The following is an 18494-nucleotide window of genomic DNA, read 5'->3' as shown; positions in this document are numbered from 1 at the left end:
ATGTATAATTAGCTCCTTTTTTCTATAAGTGCAGATAAACGCCTCACCTAAAATAGGCGAGACGTAATCTTTGGTTATGCTAAAACTTTTCCTAAAAAGTCTTTTGTACGATCGTTTTGCGGGTTCCCGAATACTTCTTCGGGCGTGCCTTGTTCTTGAATCACGCCAGCATCCATGAAGACAACGCGGTCGGCAACTTCTCTTGCGAAGCCCATTTCGTGCGTTACGACAACCATCGTCATACCTTCTTTAGCAAGCGACTTCATAACGCTTAATACTTCACCGACCATTTCGGGGTCAAGTGCGGAAGTTGGTTCATCGAATAGCATTACGTCAGGATTCATTGCGAGTGCTCGGGCAATGGCTACCCGTTGTTGTTGTCCACCAGAAAGTTGGGAAGGGTAGCTAGTTGCTTTATCAGCTAGACCGACTTTTTCCAGTAGAGAAAGCGCGTGTTTTTTCGCAGCTGCACTATCTTCATTCTTTACTTTCATAGGCGCTAACATTAGGTTTTCAAGAACATTTTTATGTGGGAACAAGTTGAAGTTTTGGAAAACCATGCCCATTTTTTGACGAAGTTCGTTGACGTTGGTTTGTTTTGCCATTAGGTCTTTGTTTTCAAAAAGAATCGTGCCGGTTGTTGGTTGTTCTAATAAGTTCAGGCAACGTAAGAAAGTACTTTTTCCGCTTCCGGAAGGGCCGATAACTACGACCACTTCTCCAGATGCGATTTCAAGATCAATACCTTTTAAGACTTCTAATTTGCCAAAATGTTTGTGTAAATTTTTAATATCAATCACTTGTTCTCATTCTCCTTTCAGCAACACCTAGTAGTCTTGATAAGCTAAATGTTAGTACAAAGTAAATTAATGATGTGATAATTAGTGGGATAAATGGCTTGAAGCTTGCGCCTTGGACTACGCCGGTCATAAACATTAGTTCTGTTACACCGATAACGGATACGATGGAAGATTCTTTAATAACAGTGACGAATTCATTCCCAAGAGCAGGAAGAATATTTTTCACGGCTTGCGGTAAGATGATGTAACGCATGCTAGCGCCTTGTGTCATACCAAGGGAACGAGCTGCTTCCATTTGACCTTTGTTGACAGCAGAAATACCTGCGCGGATAGTTTCAGCAACATAAGCGGCACTGTTTAGCGATAGGGCGATACAACCAGAAACAAAGGCGGATACGTCCATACCGATAATTTGAGTTCCGAAAAAGACGATGAAAATTTGAATTAGAAGTGGCGTACCACGGACAAATTCAATATAACATGCTGCTGGCCAGCGTAACCATCTTGTTTTCGCCAGTTTCATGAGCGCTAGTAATGAGCCGAGAATGGCGCCACATAATACGCCAATAGCGGCAAGGGCAATAGTGATTAATGTACCAGTGATAAAGTAATTACCATATTTCTCGTAAAAGCTACCATCTTGGAACATTAATTTATTGGCTTCTTTTTGATATTTTTTCAGTAAGCCAGTATCTTGTATATCTTTAATAGAAGCGTTGACTTTTTCTTGTAAAGCAGTGGAACCTTTTGGCATTGCGATGGCGGTTTCTTTGCTACCATTAGCAAATTTGATATCCGCCATAGCGAGTGTCTTATCTTGACTAATATAAGCTTCAGCAACTGGACCTTCTAAAACAACCGCATCGACTTTGTTGCTTTTAAGGTTAAGAATAAGGTCCGGTACTTTTTGAAGGGAAACTACTTCTGAACCAACTAGCTCATTTTGAGCTAATTCTTCTTGTGTCGTTTGCTTTTGGGCACCAACTTTCACGCCACTAAAATCATTCACACTTGTAAATTTATCTTTATCTGTCTTTCTAATCACAACACGTTGCTGAACGAACATGTATGGATCAGAGAAATCCACTTCTTTTTGACGTTCGGGTGTAGGTGACATCCCGGAAATAATCATATCAATCTTGCCAGTTTTTAGTGAGCCAAGCAAGCTGTCGAAATTCATTTCTTTAATTTCTAATTTAACATCTAAATCTTTGGCAATTTTTTCCGCAATACTTACATCAAAACCAACGACTTTATCTTTACCGTCGATTGTTTGATGAAATTCATACGGTGGATAGTCAGCGGAAAGGCCGACCGTTAAAACACCTTTTTCTTGAATTTTAGCTAAAGTTTGATCTTCTGTATCAGCGGCGAACACAGTTGTGAAGCCAGAAAATACAACTATAAAAACAAGTAAAATTGCTGCAATCTTTTGTAATAAATGCTTCTGCATAAGTACAACTCCCTTTAGTATTTGAGTAATTTATAATCAATGAATCGTTATTATCGATGTTTATTATAATACATCAAAATGAGTAAATATGCAATATGTTTTTAAAATAATCTCGTTTTATATTATATTTATTAGTTTTATTCAAAAAAATGTATAAAAAGAGCCTCGCGTTAGCAAGGCTCTAAATAATATTAAAGAATAAATCTTAGTACATAGAAGATAAGTGCTGCAATTGTTGCTGAAATAGGAAGTGTGATAACCCAAGTAATAATCATACGTTGGGCAGTATCCCATTTGACACCTTTGACACGGTGAGCTGTTCCAACACCAAGGATAGAAGAGCTGATTACGTGTGTTGTACTAACTGGTAAATGAATGAAAGTAGCACCGAAAATAATGATAACGGAACTTAAATCAGCCGCTACACCATTAACTGGTTTGATTTTCATGATTTTACCGCCAACAGTTTTGATGATTTTCCAACCACCAATACTCGTACCAATCGCCATGGCAATCGCACAGGATACTTGAACCCATAATTGCACATCATCGGTTGTTTGGAAACCACTAGCAATTAATGCCATTGTGATAATCCCCATTGATTTTTGTGCATCATTAGTTCCGTGTGTGTAAGATTGTAGCGCAGCAGTTCCGACTTGAATCATCCGGAAGCGCCGATTGGTCGTGGCTAAGTTTAAGTTCTTCAGGAAAACCTTGAAGAGTGAATATATCGTGTAACCGACTACGAAAGCAAGTACAGGAGATACTAATAAACCAACAATGATTTTAGTAAATCCGCTGTATTCAATTGCTGCAAATCCGGCTGATGCAATGGCTGCACCGGCGATGGATCCAATCAAGGCATGGGAGGAACTACTAGGAATTCCGAAATACCAAGTGATTAAGTTCCAAGCAATAGCTGAAAGTAATGCTGCTAAAATAACAAGTTCGCCGTGATCTAAGTCGAATGGGTTAACAATGTCTTTTGTAATTGTTTTAGCAACCCCTGTGAATGAAATAGCACCCACAAAGTTCATTACGGCAGCAAGAATAATCGCATGTCGTGGTTTTAAGGCTTTTGTAGAGACACTAGTCGCAATTGCGTTAGCTGTATCATGAAACCCGTTGATCAGGTCAAATGCTAGCGCGGCAAGTACGATGACGAGGGTGATGAGAAACATTCCTTCCATCTATCTAGGCCCCTTACGCATTTTTCATGACAATTGATTCAAGCGTATTCGCAACGCTTTGACAACTATCAGCAATGTCTTCTAATTTTTCATAAACTTCTCTTAGACGAATTAGTTTAATTGGATCTTTTTCGTTTTGGAAAAGTTGGATTAGTGATTCGCGGTAAACATCATCACATTGAGATTCGTAATCTTTAATTTGGATCGCAAGTTTACGAACGTCTTTTAGTTTTTTATCAAAAACAAGGTCAACTGCTTTTTCAATTTCAACAGTGCTTGCTTGAATAGCTTGGATAAATTTAGTCATGTATTCATCATAATGAGTGATTTGGCAGATTTCTAGTGAGAAAGCTGTTTCATCAAGTGCATCCATTACGTCGTCTAAGCGGTTAGTAAGTTCTAACATGTCCTCACGTTCGATTGGTGTAATGAAAGCGTCGTTTAATTCCATAATCATTTTGTGAACCATGGAGTCTCCAGCTGTTTCATATTCTTTGATTTTATTCGAGAAAGTATGTAAATCCTCCACCGAATTAATGTTGTAAGTTGCAAAGAAATTTGCACCTTCATGTAAATTTACTGCAATGTCATGCAACAACGAAGCAAAACGGTCTTTTTTATTTTTAAAAGCCATTTTCTTAATTCCCCCGATCATTTTTGGTCATTAATAATCAGCTCGCTTTTACTTTGAAAAGGGAGCTTTTTTCTTAACGATAAGTTAACGAAAACAAATAAAAAACTTGATAGATCTTTACCACAAATTAATACTAACATAGGATGGGAATAAATAGGAAACTTTTTTTTGACGGCTCTGCAAATAAACGTTCTGACAGCGTTTCCAATGGCTGTTTTTAGGTATTTCATTAAATGAATAAAAAAAGTAGAATTTTTGTGGCTTTTTATTAGGAGAGTAAGGCGCATTTCGGTATACTGGTTTTAAAATATAAATTTGCGAAAATAGTGTATAATTCATTTAAGAGAAAAAGTTCACAAAACAGTTTTCGTGAGGAGGGTTTCGTTTTGACAAAAACATTACAAGACAGAATGATACTACCGGGGAATGAGACAATTCCTTATATTGGACTTGGTGTATTTCAAGTAACAGAACAAGAATTTATCGCTGGTGCTGTGGAAAAGGCAATTGAAGTAGGTTATCGTTTGTTTGATACAGCGGCAGTTTATAATAATGAAGCGATTGTTGGGCAAGCAATTGCTAGTAGCGCAGTCTCACGAGAAGAATTATTTATTAGTTCGAAAGTGTGGAACGGAGACCTTGGCTTTGATGAAACGTTATTTGCTTTTGAGCGAACACTTCGGAATTTGAAGTTGGATTATTTGGATTTGTATTTAATTCATTGGCCTGTAGCTGGGAAATACCGTGATTCATGGCGAGCGATGGAGCGGCTTCATGACGAAAAATTGATTAAATCTATTGGAGTTGCGAATTTCAAGCAACATCATTTAAGTGACTTATTGGTTGCTGCAAATGAAAAACCAGTTTTAAATCAAGTGGAAACGCATCCACTGTTACCGCAAAATGACCTTCGTAAGTATTTGGCGGAACAGAATATCGCGCACGCTGCCTGGTCACCGCTGGCTAAAGGAATATTAATGCAAAATCCGGTGATTACAGAAATTGCGAAAAAACATCAAGCATCTGTAGATCAAGTGATTTTACAATGGCATTTGAACCGCAATACGATTATTTTTCCGAAGTCAATTACTTCTAGTCGGATTGAGGAGAATTCACGTTTGTCCTATTTCCAACTAGATGCCATTGATATGGAAAAAATTGATCGCTTAGAAACGGGGAAACGTGTTGGACCAGATCCAGATGATTTAGAATACTTTTTAAGTAGTATTGAACGGGAACGCGCTTATTTATCAGGTGAGAATGCGGAATGACAGATATTCAAATGGTATTCCGCGCGAATCGTTCTTTAATAGATGCTCCGCCAATGGAAGCTTACATGAAAAATCAATTTACTTTTTTGGGAATTAGAGCCGGTGAACGAAAAAAATTGGTAGCGGAATATTTGAAAGAAAATGGGGCGCCGCAAGATTTACTTGGATTTACGATAGCCTTATTTGCTGAAGAAGAGCGTGAATTTCAGTATGTGGCGATTGATTTATTAAGCCGTTACGGTAAAAAACAGCTTAGTGAGGCGATAAAAGTATATGAGCAATTAATTGTAACGAAATCTTGGTGGGATACTGTGGATGGCCTAGCGGGAACGGTAGTAAGTAATCATTTTAAACTATATCCTGAGTTGATTCCTACCTATAATGAAGCGTGGATAAATGGAGATAACATTTGGCTCGCTCGAACGGCAATTTTATTTCAATTGAAGTACAAAGAAGAAACCGATGTAGCTTTACTTTTTTCCAATTGCGAAAAATGGCTGGATTCCAAAGAATTCTTTATTCAAAAAGCGATTGGATGGGCGCTCAGACAATATGCAAAAGTCGATAGCGGGGCAGTTCGTCAGTTTGTAAATAGTCACTCGCTTGCGCCGTTAAGCCGAAGAGAAGCACTTAAACACATCGGGGAGGCGTGATATGTTACATCATGTGGAAATATATGTAGCTGATTTAGAAGAAAGTCGCTTGTTTTGGTCAGGGCTGTTAGAAGAACTTTCTTATGAGTTATACCAGACTTGGAATGAAGGCTTTAGTTATAAATTCGCCGATACGTATTTAGTATTTGTGCAAACAGAGGAACCGTTTGTCGCGGAAGGTTATCATCGCAAACGAGTTGGGCTCAATCATTTGGCATTTCATGGTGGCACAAAAGAACGGGTGGATGATTTTCGAGCCAAATTAAAAGCAAAAGGAACCAAACTTCTATATGAAGAAAGATATCCTTTTGCTGGCGGTGAAAATAATTATGCTGTATTTTTTGAAGATCCAAATGGAATAAAAGTAGAAATTTGTACAGAAGTCACAACGTAATGTTGTGGCTTTTTAAAATACCCAATCATCTCCAGCTGGAGCAGAAAAATTCATTTCTTTACCTTTGAAAGGATGATTTAAATGTAATTTTTCGGCATGTAGCATGATGCGATTAGCACGAGGGGAACCACCATAAAGCGTATCGCCAATAATTGGATGGCCAATTCCGCTTAAATGAACGCGAATTTGGTGCGTCCGACCAGTTTCGATTTGGCATTCTACAAGAGAGGTGTTTTTTTCGTTATCATTTTCTAATACTTTAACATGCGTTACTGCTGGTTGACCGTATGGGCTGATTTGGCGTCTGGAACCGTGGTGACGATCTTCGCCAATGGGTTTGTTGATAGTCTGCATCACGAGTCCCCAAGTACCATCAACTGCAGCGAGATAAGTCCGGTGAATCGCTCTATTTTCCATTTGCCAAGATAAGCCGGCGATAGCTAATTTGTTTTTAGCAAACAGTACTAAACCGGAAGTAGTTTGATCAAGACGGTGAACTGCTAGGGCGTTCGCATCTTGGCCTGTTTTTTCTAAGTAATATTGCACGGCATTCGCGCAAGTATCTGTTTCATAACTATCATTTGGGTGAGTTTTCATATCAACTGGTTTATTCACTACTAGTAAAAAATCATCTTCATAAATAATTTCTAAGTCGTACTCATAGACAGGGATTTTGTCATGTAAGAAAACTGGTAAAGAAAGACTCGCTCCAACGAAAAGTGGCGTATTCCAATCATCCAGTGGCTTATTGTTTAGCAAAACATTTTGAGACATGCGAATTTCATGTCGCGCTTTTTTACCGAGATGAAATTTTTCTTGCAAAATAGTAGTTAGTGAAAGGCCTTCCCAGTCTTCTAAAATAGGTAATGTTACATGTGTCATAGTCAAATCATCCGTTCTAATTTAATTTTTTATTATTGTTTTTCGAAATTGGTTTGGTGACAAACCGGTATGTCTTTTAAATGTAGTAGAAAAATGAGAGGGGTTTGGAAAGCCAGCCATTTTTCCAATAGTTTCAATGGATTGGTTGGTCGAGGTTAGCTGCATTTTTGCGTAACTAATCCGGACGTTCTCAAGGTAAGTAATGGGTGTAATCATCGTGATTCGCTTAAATGTTCGGTGTAAGTGGTACGGACTTCCGTGGCAATCATCCGCAATGATTTGTAAAGTGAGCGGTTTGGCAAAATTTTCTTTAATATACATTTCGATATTTGTTATCCACTCCGTATCAGGTAGAGCAGTACCACCAGATTTACATCGTTTACAAGCCCGGTAGCCATGCGAAAAAGCTTCCTCCGCACTATGGAAAATAACGATGTTTTCTTTTTTTGGTAATCGTGATTTACAAGAAGGATAGCAAAAAATCTTCGTAGATGTAACACCATAGAAAAATGTGCCATCAGCAGTCTTATCATTCGTTGAAATTGCTTGCCATCTTTTTTTGGTTAAGTAATAATCCGACAATGTTATCACCTCAACTTCTTATTAATCATAAACGTTATGAAGGTAAATTGCGAGGAAAACTTTTCTAATCTTGCTCTTATAGTGAAACTGGTTAGAAATGTTATTCAATTTAGCGTATAATTAACATTAGAAAGAGGTGAAGGAAATGACAGATTTATATTATGATACGCTTCATTTTTCAGACACAGAGCTTTATTTCGCAGCGACGAAAACTGGGCTATTTTACGTTGGAACAAAGGCAGAAAAGATTCAATCAGCCAAGCGAAGCCCAGAAAAAATGAACATGTATAAAGAAGAATTGGTCGCTTATTTGAACGGAGAACTTACGTATTTTACTGTACCAATGGATTTGTCCGCTACTCCTCTCCAACTTGAAGTATTTCACGCATTGGAAGCTATTCCTTATGGAGAAACTAGAACGTATACAGAAATTGCAGCACAGATAAATCGCCCCAAAGCCGTGCGCGCAGTTGGAACGGCAATCGGAAGAAACCCACTACTTTTCATTATTCCATGCCACAGAGTAATTGGTAAAAATGGCAAATTAACAGGTTATAGCGGGGGGATAGGGATGAAAGAATCACTCTTAAAACTTGAAAAAGCAAAAATAAATCAATTTTCTTTTTAAAAAGAGAATTGATTTATTTTTTTATCTACTGTACTATAGTAACTAGTACAATTAGTTCTCTATAGTAGAATTCATGAAAGCAGGGGGAGAGATGTTTACGATTAACACAAAAAGTCAACTACCGATTTATGAACAGATCGTCCAAAAAATTAAAGAACAAGTTGTCAAAGGGATACTTCAAGAAGGAGAAAAGATATTATCTATACGTGAATTTGCAAGTAGAATCGGAGTGAACCCAAACACTGTGAGTAAAGCGTACCAAGAATTAGAACGACAAGAAGTAATTGTCACGGTAAAAGGAAAAGGGACCTTCATAGCGAACCAACAAGATAAAGTAAGTTCACCAAAAAAACTAGCAGAAACAAAAATTAAATTAAAAGAAACGATTCTCGATTTAGTTTACCTTGGAATTAACGTTGAAGAAATACATAGATTATCAGACGAATATAGTCAAGACATCATTGGAGGTGACATGGTTGAAGGTTGATTCACTTAGCAAAAAAATTGACGGGGAACTCTTATTGGATAAAATAACATTTGAAGTAAAGCCAGGAGAAATTATTGGTATAGTCGGACGAAATGGCGTAGGTAAAACAACTCTTTTTCGAACTATTATGGGTTTTTATATTCCTGATGAGGGAGATGTGTACTTAGATGAGGCATTAAGCAAAAACCCTCAATTAAAGCAAAAATTATTCATGCTTCAAGATAGTTTAAATTGTTGGGATGGTTATAAGATTCCGACGATAAAAAAATTCTATCAAAAAACTTATCCATTATTCGACGGAGCTAAATTTGATAACTTACTCAATCAAGTTAACCTAGCTACAGATGTAAAATTTCAAAATTATTCAAAAGGAATGAAAGGTCTTTTTGGGCTCGTTCTTGCCCTATCTATCGGAGCTGAATTTATTTTGCTCGATGAACCAATGGAAGGTCTCGATATAATTGCTCAAAAGAAAATTATGGGCATATTATTAGAAGAAGTGGAGAAGCGGAAATTAGGCATTATTATTTCTTCCCATCGTTTAGCTGATTTAGATCCGATTGCTGACTATATTCATATTTTACAAGATAATCATATTGAAGAGTCTTACCATCTTGAATCACTTCGGGAACAAGCTGTTAAAATTCAGATCGCTTTTGAAAATAAAAAAATTCCACCTTTTTTACTGGAAAATGGCAAAGTAATTAATAAGTATGGCCGTGTTTACACCATTTTATTCCGAGATATGAACACAGAATTATACGCAGCAATAAAAAAAGAAAAACCAATTTTCATGGATGAACTCGCAGTCACATTAGAAGACTTGTTTATTTATCATCTAGAAGAACTAGGAGGCGAGAAATCATGAGTGCAGGGCTTCTTTGGAAAGAATGGCGTCAGAATGCGTGGGTATTTATATTTATTTTAATCGCTTTTATAGGTTCTGAAGCTACGACTGCAACGAACGCGGTTAGTATGTTTAATGACAACTATAACTATTATCAGTCTGAAGAATTTCAAAAAAATAATACAGCAGATCAACAAATGACGGGTAATGAAATAAAAAATGATTTAAGTTTAACTCCTTATGATTTTGAAGGGAATTTAGGGCTTTTCTTCTATGTGTTTCTGTTTTTAGGGTTAAAGTTAACTGTTTTTGAGAAAAATAAGCAAATGGATTATTTTACTTTTGGATTGCCATACTCCAAGAAGCAAATTTTTTGGCATAAGATGCTTATTCCATTACTTTTAATTTTCGTACTAGTACCAATCATCATTTTCTGTAGGTTTTGGTATATTTACCAGCAAATACCGGGGTTGTATTTACCCAGTGTGAGCGATTCTTTGATGTATATTAGTTCCTTTTTGTTATTGTATTTATTTTCTTACACGTTAGCAGTGGCAGTCGGGAATTTGGTTGGAGAGATAATTACAGCCGGAATTATAGCGATTGGATCTATTGTTAGCTTTTTATACATGTTTCCAGGCGCATTGACTAATTTAATCATTGGTTTTAAAGCTTTCTTTACTGGAAAAACAATAGTGGATATTGATGGTGGAGCAGTTATGCTGTATAACGCAATACCTACGCCAATTTTACAAGGAACTACAGCGTTAAGTGAATTTGTCATATTAATTATCTTATCAATAGGAATGTTAACCATTAGCTGGTATGCGATGAAAACAGCTTCTTTGGAAAACGATGGTAGATTTTTAATGAATAATAAATTCCGGGTCCCTATACTTATCATTGGTTCTCTTTATGTGACTATTTGTTTAAGTGGCCATTATGCAAGTTTTAATTACGATCAATTAATTCCGACGGGACAAGTTATAAGTTTAATAATTAAAATTATACTGATTTTAGTTGCATCTGTTATTGCTTTTTGGATGCTCATGTACAAATGGAAGACGTTACGGAAACATTAAAAAAGACCGAGAATTGAGGAATCAATTCTCGGTCTTTTTTAAATATGATCTCGAGCAAATTTTTTCTTTCTTGTAAATACAATCATTAAGAGAGCGAGGCCGAAAAGCGCAATACCAGCATTTAGTAAGAAGATAGCGGCAATATCAATTCGGGAAATCGCAGCAGCAATCAAGGGAATAATGAAAACAGCTATCCCTTCTGCAATAGTATAAAGGCTAGTGACAAAACCCTTTCCTCGAGCAGAAACCTCCGCAAGTAGTGTTAAACCTAATTGGATAATTCCTCCAGCAGAGAAATAGCCCAATAAGAAAGCCCCAACAATACATACGATTTCGCTTGGGAAAGCAAACAGTGTAAAGGAGATGAGCATCGTCATGGTTACATAAGTAATTAAGATATGGAGCGTTCGCACGCCGCGATTTCCTAAAATAAACGTCACACACACACAAATAATCGCTCCGACACTAGCATAACTTACAAGTAGTCTAGAAGCATCGTCTGTCATATGAATAACTTCTGAACCATACTTAGCGATCCATTGGCTCATAATATAAAGAAGCGTTTGGGCCACAAAACCAAATAAAATCAAACAAATTTCATCTATACTAAAATGAAACTTTTGCTTTTTCTCTTCGGCAAGTTCTGCTGCATCTAGTGGTTTTCCAACAGTCATCGGCGGGAAAGTTCGCGTTAATGTATAGAGTAAGTTAATTAGTAAAATAACGATCAATACAATAAAGCTCCAGCCATACCATAAGTTATTTGCTAAAATAAATGCAATCATGAATGGTAAAAGGAATTGACCAGATTGTACGAAAGCTTTAACAATGATATTAGCAGAAGCAGCTTTTTTTGGATAAGCTTCCATAAGGGCGGGGTAGGTTCCTGTATCTAAGAAGGAATTTGCTATCCCAGCAGAAATACCAAACATGTATGCGATAATCGTATTGGGACTGAGTAATATACCGCCTAAAAAGATAATATAGAAAAACACGCCGAGAATAACAGACAACTTTCTACCGAATTTATCGGATAGTCTTCCCGAAATAAATACAGCTAATAATTTACCAATCCCAAAGGAAGATACAACGCCGGCAGCACCAGCCAAATCTGTATGCCATTTTTGAGATAAAAAATCAATATTTTGTGCAATGATGATTAACGCCATACCATGAACAAAGTAGTTCATATAAAGACCAAGTGATGTAGATAAATATTTGTTTTTCATAGTCTGCTCTCCTTTATGTAATGACTTATGAGGACTTTTTATTAAAAATACCCTCTTTTTCAGTGAGTTCATATAGATAAAATACATAAGTTTGTGCTTTACTTCACAAATGATATGTAAGTTCAACTGAGCATCATAAATGCTCAGTTGAATAATAAATTATTTAGTAGCAATTTTAGATTCGTTTTTGTAACGCATATTGACAAAGATTGCTAGTAGGATACCAATAACAGTTATCGCTACATTGAATAATAACACATATTTCGGACCTTCGATACCACCAGCTTTAGTAATATAACTTGCAACGTTTAAAACAATATAGTTTGCTAGACTGGAAGAAATCATGACAATTGAAGTGATTTTCCCTTTGTTTGTTGGGAAAAACTCATTGGCAGTTGATACAGCTAGTTGTAGAACTCCCCCAGCAGCAGCGTATCCGATAACAAATCCACCAATTAAGCAAATGGTTGGTGTTTGTACGATATAAATAATTAGCAACATTAAAGTGGCAATTGCTGGATATAGGATTAGAATTCGGACTGGTAAAATAAATTTTTTCACGAGAACAGCGGTAATTAGAATTGCGCACATTGTTCCTAGTGAGTAGAATGATTGAATTTTACTTGGATCAGCCATACCGTATAATTTTCCAAGTTCTTGGTTGCAGTTTAGCCATAGTTGGAAAGTGGATGTACACGTAAAACCAATACCGATTATAGCCCAACTAGTTGCATTGAATTTCATTTTTTCTGGTTTTGCTTTTTCGCCGCCAACATTATTGTTCATTGGAGGGAATGGCATAAATGCGATGATTAAGCCATCAATAACGATTAAGACCATTGTAATAACGAATAGTGTGCGGAATGACATATTTGCCGCCGCAACCATACCGATTGCGAAAGGTAATACAAATTGTCCGATAGAGATAGAGAATTTAGTAAACATATTGGCAATGGCGCCATTTTTTGTGAAAATTTCTAGAACTGATGGTGTTACGGCTGTGTCTAAGAATGAGTTCGCCGCTCCTCCTACAAAAGCGAAAGCGTAAGCGATATACATATTCGGTGCAAAAGCAAGACCGATGAAATAAACTGCGTATAACGCAACACCGATTAATGCGGACGGTTTACGCCCAAATTTATCTGAGAAGGGTCCAGAAATTGGTAATGTCAGCAAGCGACCTAAACCAAGTGCTGCGATAACTGCGATAACCATGCTTACGTCAAATGTGCCATCAGAAAGCTTATCTGCTCCCCATACTCCGGCGAAATCTTGTTTGTATTGGCCAAGAATGGATACCCCAATACCGTGAATAAAATAAGTAAAATAAAGTGCTATTGCTGTTGGATAAAATCTTTTTGCGTTCATTTTTTTCTCCTCTCGAAATCCTGATGAATTTATTAGTTGAAATATAGATTCTTTACTTCTGAAACTGGCATATCTTTACCAGTAAACAATTTGTATGCTTCAGCGCCTTGCCACAAAAGCATTCCTAACCCGCCTACAGTCTTATAACCAGCAGCTTCAGCATCTAGTAGAAGTTGCGTTTTTTTAGGGTTATAAATAATATCTGCAACGATAAGCTCTTTTCTAAAAACGGATGTATCGCTAATAGGTGTTTCGTGTTCATTCGGATGCATGCCAACGAGTGTCGCATTAACAAGGATATCGCTAGTGGCAATTTCCGCATTTAGTTTTTCTGTATCGTTCAAATCATAAATATGTACGATGCAATTTGGCACTTCTTGTTTAATGGAAGCAGCAGTTTGTTTTGCTTTGTCATAAAAAGCGTCTTTAATATTAAAAATGGTGATTTCCTTGGCCCCATCAAGTGCACACTGGACTTGGATTGCTGTAGCTGCACCACCAGCACCAATTATAGTCATTTTTTTGCCGGTGACATCTACACTAGCATCTCGTAAATTTGCAATAAAACCAAGGCCATCTGTTATATGCCCAGTTAGCTTCCCGTCTTCATTTACGATAGTGTTAACAGCGCCAATCATCCGAGCAGCAGGGGAAAGGTCATCCATGTGTTTTAAAACTTCACTTTTACAAGGCATGGTCACGTTTGCGCCACGCAGATTAAATGTCTTGATTGCTTTTATAGTATCAGCAACTTTTTCAATAGGTGTGTCAAAAGCTAGGTAAGCATAATCCAACCCCGCTTTTTGAAAACTGTAATTATACATGATTGGAGATTTTGAATGGTCTACGGGTGTCCCAATTAAGCCAAGAAGCCTAGTCGTTCCTGAAATTCTATTTTCCATTTTGTTTTCCTCCGAATGAATCCTACTCGCTGCACATTACAGCGAGTAGAATGATAAATTATAATTGTAATACAGCGTCTAGTGCTTCTTTTGTTGCATCCAATGCCCGGCGCGCACGAATAGCATCACCGATGACATAGGTTTCGGGTACCATTTTTTTTATAGCTTCTTCCAGTGGGTTATAGGCTCTTGATCCCATTGCTAGAACAACAGAGTCAAATCCGTCGATTCGGTGTTCTTTGTTATCCGCTAGGGAATAGGTTACCCCGTCTTCAAAGAAACTCGTTACTTTTGCATTCGTAACACTTTTGATTTTATATTCATCGAAATCACGCATCAGGAATTTACGATGTTCAGAAATAACGTCTGCTCCGACTTCATCGCGAAGTTCTACAACGGTGACGTCATGACCAGCTTCACCTAAAAATGCAGCTGTTTCACTACCAACCATACCTCCGCCAACTACGAGTACTTTTTGACCACATTTCTCTTTCCCATCAAGTAAGTCAACTGCGTGGATAAGTCCAGCATCCTCAATACCTGGTATCGGCAAAACAAGTGGAGTGGCGCCAGTTGCAATAATGACGGCATCTGGGGCAACTTCTTGAATAAGTTCTGGTGTTACAGGTGTGTTTGTTTTAATTTCGACATCGAACTGTTCACACTTTTTGATGTAACTTCGAACCATGTTTGTTAAGTCGCCTTTACCAGGAGGATAGGCAGCTAAGCGCATTTGACCGCCAATCATATCTGATGCTTCATAAACTGTCACATCATGACCACGGGATCCAGCCATCCATCCAGCATAAAGCCCACCGACACCACCGCCAATGACAACTACTTTTTTACTTGGAGTTTTAGGTGAATAAGCTTCGGATTCACGTCCAAGTAACGGATTTACTAAACAAGTAATGGGTTTTCCGGCATACATATTAGCAACGCAACCTTGAAGACAAGCGATGCAAGGAAGTAATTCGTCTAGTTTTCCAGCAGCAGCTTTGTTTGGTGTTTCTGGATCTGCTAAAGACTGACGCCCGAAAGCAACCAAGTCAGCGCGGCCTTCACGAACCATTAATTCCGCGTAATGCGGCTCTGTGAAACGACCCACAGTAATTACAGGAATAGAAACAGCGCGTTTGATTTGTGTTACAAGATCAGAGCTAAATCCTGCATGCAATACGGTTGGCGCCCACATGTATTCATCACGAATATGGACGCTACGAGAAACATGCAAACCATCCAAACCACAATCTTCTAAATAAGCTGCAACTGTTGCGCTATCTTGAACACTTAGTCCGCCTTCCACACCATCCGTGCTATTAATTCGGCAAAGAATTGCGATGGAATGACCGACACGTTTACGAATACTTTCAATAATAAGCCGAGGTAATCGCATTCGGTTTTCAAAACAGCCACCAAACTCGTCCACACGTTTGTTCGTCCGTGCAGATAAGAAACTACTTACTAGATAACCATGTGCGCAGTGAACTTCAACCGCATCGGCGCCCGCTTTTTTTGCTCGTAAAGCAGCTTCTCCGTAAAGTTCAATCAACTCATAAAGTTCTTCACGCGAAATGGCTTCCGGAGTATTACGCCCTGCAGCAGAGGCGATTGCTGAGGCTGCTCTTAAAGGATAACCAGATACTTTGGAATTTCCTTCTGGTCCAGCGTGCTGTAACTGAACAGAAATTTTTGCTCCAGCATCGTGACATACATCAATCACTCGTTTAAAACTAGCAATTTGATGATCACTATATAGGCATGCTTTATTTGCGCCACCTTTTGCGCGTACATCTACAACCGTTGCTTCAAAAGTAATAAGCCCAAAACCCCCAAGCGCTCGTTCTTTGTAATAAGCAAGGGAAGTATCTGATAAAGTTCCATCTGTATTTGCATAGTTGTTACACATTGGCGATACGACAAATCTGTTAGGCACCTTCATCGGCCCGATATCAATAGGTGAAAACATCGAATTAAATTTCAAAAATAACACATTCCTTTCACAGGGAGTCTTCCTACTACGTTATTATTTTCACATAAGCGAGTAGGTGTTTAGCGTGGAGAAATTTCTGGCCATGCTTCGTCTAATACTTTTTTCGTGGCATTGTATACTTTAAGGGCGGCATACTCTAAACCAGTTGCTACCATAGAGTCTGAAATAACTTCGACTCCCATCACACGTGGATTTACACCATGTTCTTTTAAAATTTTTGCAAAACCGACCGTATCTCCGTAGCCTTCTCCAGGAGCTAGACGATCATGAAGTGATTCCTCACGAAGTTCTTTGTAAGGCGTTTCGTGGACATCGCATAGTTGGATGGAAACAATCCGATCAGCGGGAACGTTTTTGATAGATTCTGCTGTTTGGTTTGCTCTAGCCCAGTGCCACGTGTCACAAATAAGTTGCGCATTATCTCGGCCGCATGCTTCTGCTACTCGCCAAGCTGCTTGTAAGTCTGCTACACCGCTATATGGCATAAATTCTAAACCAATAATTAATTCTTCTGCGCGGTCACATAATTCACCAAGCGCGACGATGATTTGTTCCTCAGGGATTTTTTCAAGCAAACCACAATTAATATGTTTGACGCCAAATAATCGCGCCATGTGGAAAGTTGTTTGCTCTTTCTTTTGTTGTTCTGCTGTACGATCTTCGGCAGTTCCCCACTGAGTTATGTACTCCACTTCTGTTACTTTCATGTTATGCTCGTCTAAAATCCGCAACATGTCTTCATCCGTTAATCCGGCAGCTAGTGCATCTACATAGTTTTCTGCACGCAAGCCAATTCCGTCAAAACCGTTTTCCGCAGCGACTTTTACTCGTTTAGGAAAAGATACCTCTGTTCCAAGCGTATAAGAGCTAATCGTGATGGGGCATTTTTTTAGGTTGCCATTTGCATTTGTCATAAAAATTATCTCCTCTCCATAATAAAAATTACAAGAAACTTTGATAATATTTTCACAAACACCAGTAAAAAAATTAATTCCGCTTAATTAAAAACCTCTGATGTGATAACGCCTTCAATAGTTGAAAATGGAACTGGACAGTTAACCTATTCTACCGTATATTGGTTTTTAAGGAATAGTTTATTTCACTGGCGTAACTACAGTCTAATTGTATTATGACTATTCCATAAAAACAAATTGGTATTGTTCTATTAATTGATAGATAAATTGCATAGATAACTTTTTAGTTAGGAGAGAAGCATGAATTTACACCATTTACGATACTTCGTCACACTGGCGCACATGGAGCATTACACAAAAGCAGCTGAAAAATTGCTGATTACACAGCCTAGTTTAAGTCACGCAATTTCCTCCTTAGAGCAAGAATTAGGTATCCCTTTATTTGAAAAAGAAGGGCGGAATATAGGGTTAAGTAAAGCTGGCAAAGTATTTCTTGATTATGTGGAAGAGTCCTTAGATATGATTGATGCGGGTGTCGCGACGACTAAAAAAGCGGCGAATGGGGAAGGGCAGATTGACTTGGCATTCTTGCAAACACTTGGCACGTCTCTAATACCAAAGCTTGTTCAAGAATTTCTCCAAACCGAACCAGAAAAACAAATCGATTTTATTTTCCATACAGGTGTTTCGATTGATATCATTCAAGGCCTAAAAGAAAAGAAATTTGATATTGGTATTTGTTCTAAACTTGAAAATGAAAGAAATATTCACTTTACGCCAATTGCCAAACAAGAATTAGTGCTCATCGTCCCCAAAAGCCATCCTCTTGCTGAGAAAGACTGGATTGATTTAATCGAAACGGTAGATTATCCGCATATCGCATTCTCGAAAAAAAGTGGTTTGCGTCCAATTATCGATGATTTGTTCAGAAAAATTGGTGCCGATTATCAAATTGCATATGAAATTGAAGTGGATCAAGTCATTGCCGGAATGGTCGCGCAAAACTTTGGGATTGCTGTAGTTCCGAACATGCCGATTTTAAATTATGTGGATGTCAAAGTCTTACCAATTAGAAGCCCAAACTGGGAGAGATTCTTTTATCTCGCAGTCGCGAAAAACCAAACGCTAACGCCCGCAGCTGAGAAGTTCAAGCAATTTATGTTAGCGCATCGTATATAAAAAAAG

Annotated in this window: 19 protein-coding genes; 8 read left to right on the top strand and 11 right to left on the bottom strand. The window is 38.0% G+C overall.

Features of this window, described 5'->3' with window-relative positions; translation table 11 throughout:
- Positions 1–74: 74 nt before the first annotated feature.
- The 4 genes from GL301_RS11565 to GL301_RS11550 form a co-directional block, all read right to left on the bottom strand.
- A complete protein-coding gene (locus GL301_RS11565) occupies positions 75–800 on the bottom strand; it encodes an amino acid ABC transporter ATP-binding protein (RefSeq protein ID WP_003726784.1) in 726 nt (241 codons plus the stop codon).
- Entirely contained in the window at positions 793–2253 is a 1461-nt protein-coding gene (locus GL301_RS11560) for an ABC transporter substrate-binding protein/permease (protein ID WP_070298234.1), read from the bottom strand. Before GL301_RS11560 ends, GL301_RS11565 begins: the two co-directional genes overlap by 8 nt.
- A gap of 191 nt (positions 2254–2444) precedes the next feature.
- The gene (locus GL301_RS11555; RefSeq protein ID WP_003727820.1) at positions 2445–3443 is read right to left on the bottom strand and encodes an inorganic phosphate transporter; all 999 of its coding nucleotides are present in this window, start codon (positions 3441–3443) and stop codon (positions 2445–2447) included.
- Between the two features lie 13 nt (positions 3444–3456).
- Positions 3457–4077 (bottom strand): DUF47 domain-containing protein, encoded by a 621-nt coding sequence (locus tag GL301_RS11550; RefSeq protein WP_003723380.1) that lies wholly within the window; start codon positions 4075–4077, stop codon positions 3457–3459.
- A 386-nt stretch (positions 4078–4463) separates the two neighbouring features.
- On the opposite strand from GL301_RS11550, the gene GL301_RS11545 reads away from it, so the two are divergent.
- From GL301_RS11545 to GL301_RS11535, 3 genes are read left to right on the top strand one after another with little or no spacing between them, the layout of a single operon-like run.
- Complete coding sequence (locus tag GL301_RS11545; RefSeq protein ID WP_003730861.1) at positions 4464–5348, top strand: aldo/keto reductase; 885 nt, start codon at positions 4464–4466, stop codon at positions 5346–5348.
- Positions 5345–6001 carry a DNA alkylation repair protein gene (locus GL301_RS11540; protein ID WP_010959025.1) on the top strand — a complete coding sequence of 219 codons (657 nt, stop codon included), beginning with the start codon at positions 5345–5347 and terminating at the stop codon, positions 5999–6001. Before GL301_RS11545 ends, GL301_RS11540 begins: the two co-directional genes overlap by 4 nt.
- 1 nt (position 6002) lies before the next feature.
- Positions 6003–6395: a VOC family protein gene (locus tag GL301_RS11535; RefSeq protein WP_274758797.1), complete on the top strand. Its 393-nt coding sequence runs from the start codon at positions 6003–6005 to the stop codon at positions 6393–6395.
- A 12-nt stretch (positions 6396–6407) separates the two neighbouring features.
- Here GL301_RS11535 and GL301_RS11530 read toward each other — a convergent pair whose 3' ends face one another.
- A complete protein-coding gene (locus tag GL301_RS11530; RefSeq protein ID WP_003725923.1) occupies positions 6408–7277 on the bottom strand; it encodes an RluA family pseudouridine synthase in 870 nt (289 codons plus the stop codon).
- Positions 7278–7298: 21 nt separating this feature from the next.
- Positions 7299–7859 carry a bifunctional transcriptional activator/DNA repair enzyme AdaA gene (locus GL301_RS11525; protein ID WP_003744500.1) on the bottom strand — a complete coding sequence of 187 codons (561 nt, stop codon included), beginning with the start codon at positions 7857–7859 and terminating at the stop codon, positions 7299–7301.
- A gap of 145 nt (positions 7860–8004) precedes the next feature.
- Here GL301_RS11525 and GL301_RS11520 point away from each other — a divergent pair, with 145 nt between their 5' ends.
- The 4 genes from GL301_RS11520 to GL301_RS11505 all read left to right on the top strand — a co-directional run bounded on the left by GL301_RS11520 (position 8005) and on the right by GL301_RS11505 (position 10903).
- Positions 8005–8487, top strand: coding sequence for a methylated-DNA--[protein]-cysteine S-methyltransferase (locus tag GL301_RS11520; protein WP_003725921.1), 483 nt, complete (start codon positions 8005–8007; stop codon positions 8485–8487).
- Between the two features lie 91 nt (positions 8488–8578).
- Complete coding sequence (locus GL301_RS11515; protein WP_003725920.1) at positions 8579–8974, top strand: GntR family transcriptional regulator; 396 nt, start codon at positions 8579–8581, stop codon at positions 8972–8974.
- Positions 8964–9842, top strand: coding sequence for an ATP-binding cassette domain-containing protein (locus GL301_RS11510; RefSeq protein ID WP_003727824.1), 879 nt, complete (start codon positions 8964–8966; stop codon positions 9840–9842). The genes GL301_RS11515 and GL301_RS11510 overlap by 11 nt, the downstream gene beginning before the upstream one ends.
- Entirely contained in the window at positions 9839–10903 is a 1065-nt protein-coding gene (locus GL301_RS11505) for a hypothetical protein (protein ID WP_003725919.1), read from the top strand. Before GL301_RS11510 ends, GL301_RS11505 begins: the two co-directional genes overlap by 4 nt.
- A gap of 38 nt (positions 10904–10941) precedes the next feature.
- Here the strand turns inward: GL301_RS11505 and GL301_RS11500 are convergent, their stop codons facing one another.
- The 5 genes from GL301_RS11500 to GL301_RS11480 all read right to left on the bottom strand — a co-directional run bounded on the left by GL301_RS11500 (position 10942) and on the right by GL301_RS11480 (position 17309).
- Positions 10942–12132 carry an MFS transporter gene (locus GL301_RS11500; protein WP_003725918.1) on the bottom strand — a complete coding sequence of 397 codons (1191 nt, stop codon included), beginning with the start codon at positions 12130–12132 and terminating at the stop codon, positions 10942–10944.
- A 159-nt stretch (positions 12133–12291) separates the two neighbouring features.
- On the bottom strand, positions 12292–13500 hold the full coding sequence (locus tag GL301_RS11495; RefSeq protein ID WP_003725917.1) for an MFS transporter: 1209 nt from the start codon (positions 13498–13500) through the stop codon (positions 12292–12294).
- 32 nt (positions 13501–13532) lie between these two features.
- On the bottom strand, positions 13533–14402 hold the full coding sequence (aroE, locus tag GL301_RS11490) for a shikimate dehydrogenase (RefSeq protein WP_274758787.1): 870 nt from the start codon (positions 14400–14402) through the stop codon (positions 13533–13535).
- Positions 14403–14460: 58 nt separating this feature from the next.
- Positions 14461–16386: an oxidoreductase gene (locus GL301_RS11485; protein WP_003727827.1), complete on the bottom strand. Its 1926-nt coding sequence runs from the start codon at positions 16384–16386 to the stop codon at positions 14461–14463.
- Between the two features lie 68 nt (positions 16387–16454).
- The gene (locus GL301_RS11480; RefSeq protein ID WP_003723365.1) at positions 16455–17309 is read right to left on the bottom strand and encodes a sugar phosphate isomerase/epimerase family protein; all 855 of its coding nucleotides are present in this window, start codon (positions 17307–17309) and stop codon (positions 16455–16457) included.
- A gap of 300 nt (positions 17310–17609) precedes the next feature.
- Here GL301_RS11480 and GL301_RS11475 point away from each other — a divergent pair, with 300 nt between their 5' ends.
- Positions 17610–18488 carry a LysR family transcriptional regulator gene (locus tag GL301_RS11475; RefSeq protein ID WP_003725914.1) on the top strand — a complete coding sequence of 293 codons (879 nt, stop codon included), beginning with the start codon at positions 17610–17612 and terminating at the stop codon, positions 18486–18488.
- Positions 18489–18494 lie beyond the last annotated feature (6 nt).

It is taken from the genome of Listeria sp. LM90SB2 (assembly GCF_028867355.1).
GTDB classification, from domain to species: domain Bacteria; phylum Bacillota; class Bacilli; order Lactobacillales; family Listeriaceae; genus Listeria; species Listeria monocytogenes_B.
This window is presented reverse-complemented; position numbering and strand designations above follow the sequence as displayed.

Excerpts from the sequence above, each read along its gene's own strand:
- GL301_RS11560 (WP_070298234.1), bottom strand. The coding sequence starts at position 2,253 with ATGCAGAAGCATTTATTACAAAAGATTGCAGCAATTTTACTTGTTTTT.
- GL301_RS11555 (WP_003727820.1), bottom strand. The coding sequence starts at position 3,443 with ATGGAAGGAATGTTTCTCATCACCCTCGTCATCGTACTTGCCGCGCTA.
- GL301_RS11550 (WP_003723380.1), bottom strand. The coding sequence starts at position 4,077 with ATGGCTTTTAAAAATAAAAAAGACCGTTTTGCTTCGTTGTTGCATGAC.
- GL301_RS11540 (WP_010959025.1), top strand. The coding sequence starts at position 5,345 with ATGACAGATATTCAAATGGTATTCCGCGCGAATCGTTCTTTAATAGAT.
- GL301_RS11535 (WP_274758797.1), top strand. The coding sequence starts at position 6,003 with ATGTTACATCATGTGGAAATATATGTAGCTGATTTAGAAGAAAGTCGC.
- GL301_RS11530 (WP_003725923.1), bottom strand. The coding sequence starts at position 7,277 with ATGACACATGTAACATTACCTATTTTAGAAGACTGGGAAGGCCTTTCA.
- GL301_RS11520 (WP_003725921.1), top strand. The coding sequence starts at position 8,005 with ATGACAGATTTATATTATGATACGCTTCATTTTTCAGACACAGAGCTT.
- GL301_RS11515 (WP_003725920.1), top strand. The coding sequence starts at position 8,579 with ATGTTTACGATTAACACAAAAAGTCAACTACCGATTTATGAACAGATC.
- GL301_RS11505 (WP_003725919.1), top strand. The coding sequence starts at position 9,839 with ATGAGTGCAGGGCTTCTTTGGAAAGAATGGCGTCAGAATGCGTGGGTA.
- GL301_RS11500 (WP_003725918.1), bottom strand. The coding sequence starts at position 12,132 with ATGAAAAACAAATATTTATCTACATCACTTGGTCTTTATATGAACTAC.
- GL301_RS11495 (WP_003725917.1), bottom strand. The coding sequence starts at position 13,500 with ATGAACGCAAAAAGATTTTATCCAACAGCAATAGCACTTTATTTTACT.
- aroE (WP_274758787.1), bottom strand. The coding sequence starts at position 14,402 with ATGGAAAATAGAATTTCAGGAACGACTAGGCTTCTTGGCTTAATTGGG.
- GL301_RS11480 (WP_003723365.1), bottom strand. The coding sequence starts at position 17,309 with ATGACAAATGCAAATGGCAACCTAAAAAAATGCCCCATCACGATTAGC.
- GL301_RS11475 (WP_003725914.1), top strand. The coding sequence starts at position 17,610 with ATGAATTTACACCATTTACGATACTTCGTCACACTGGCGCACATGGAG.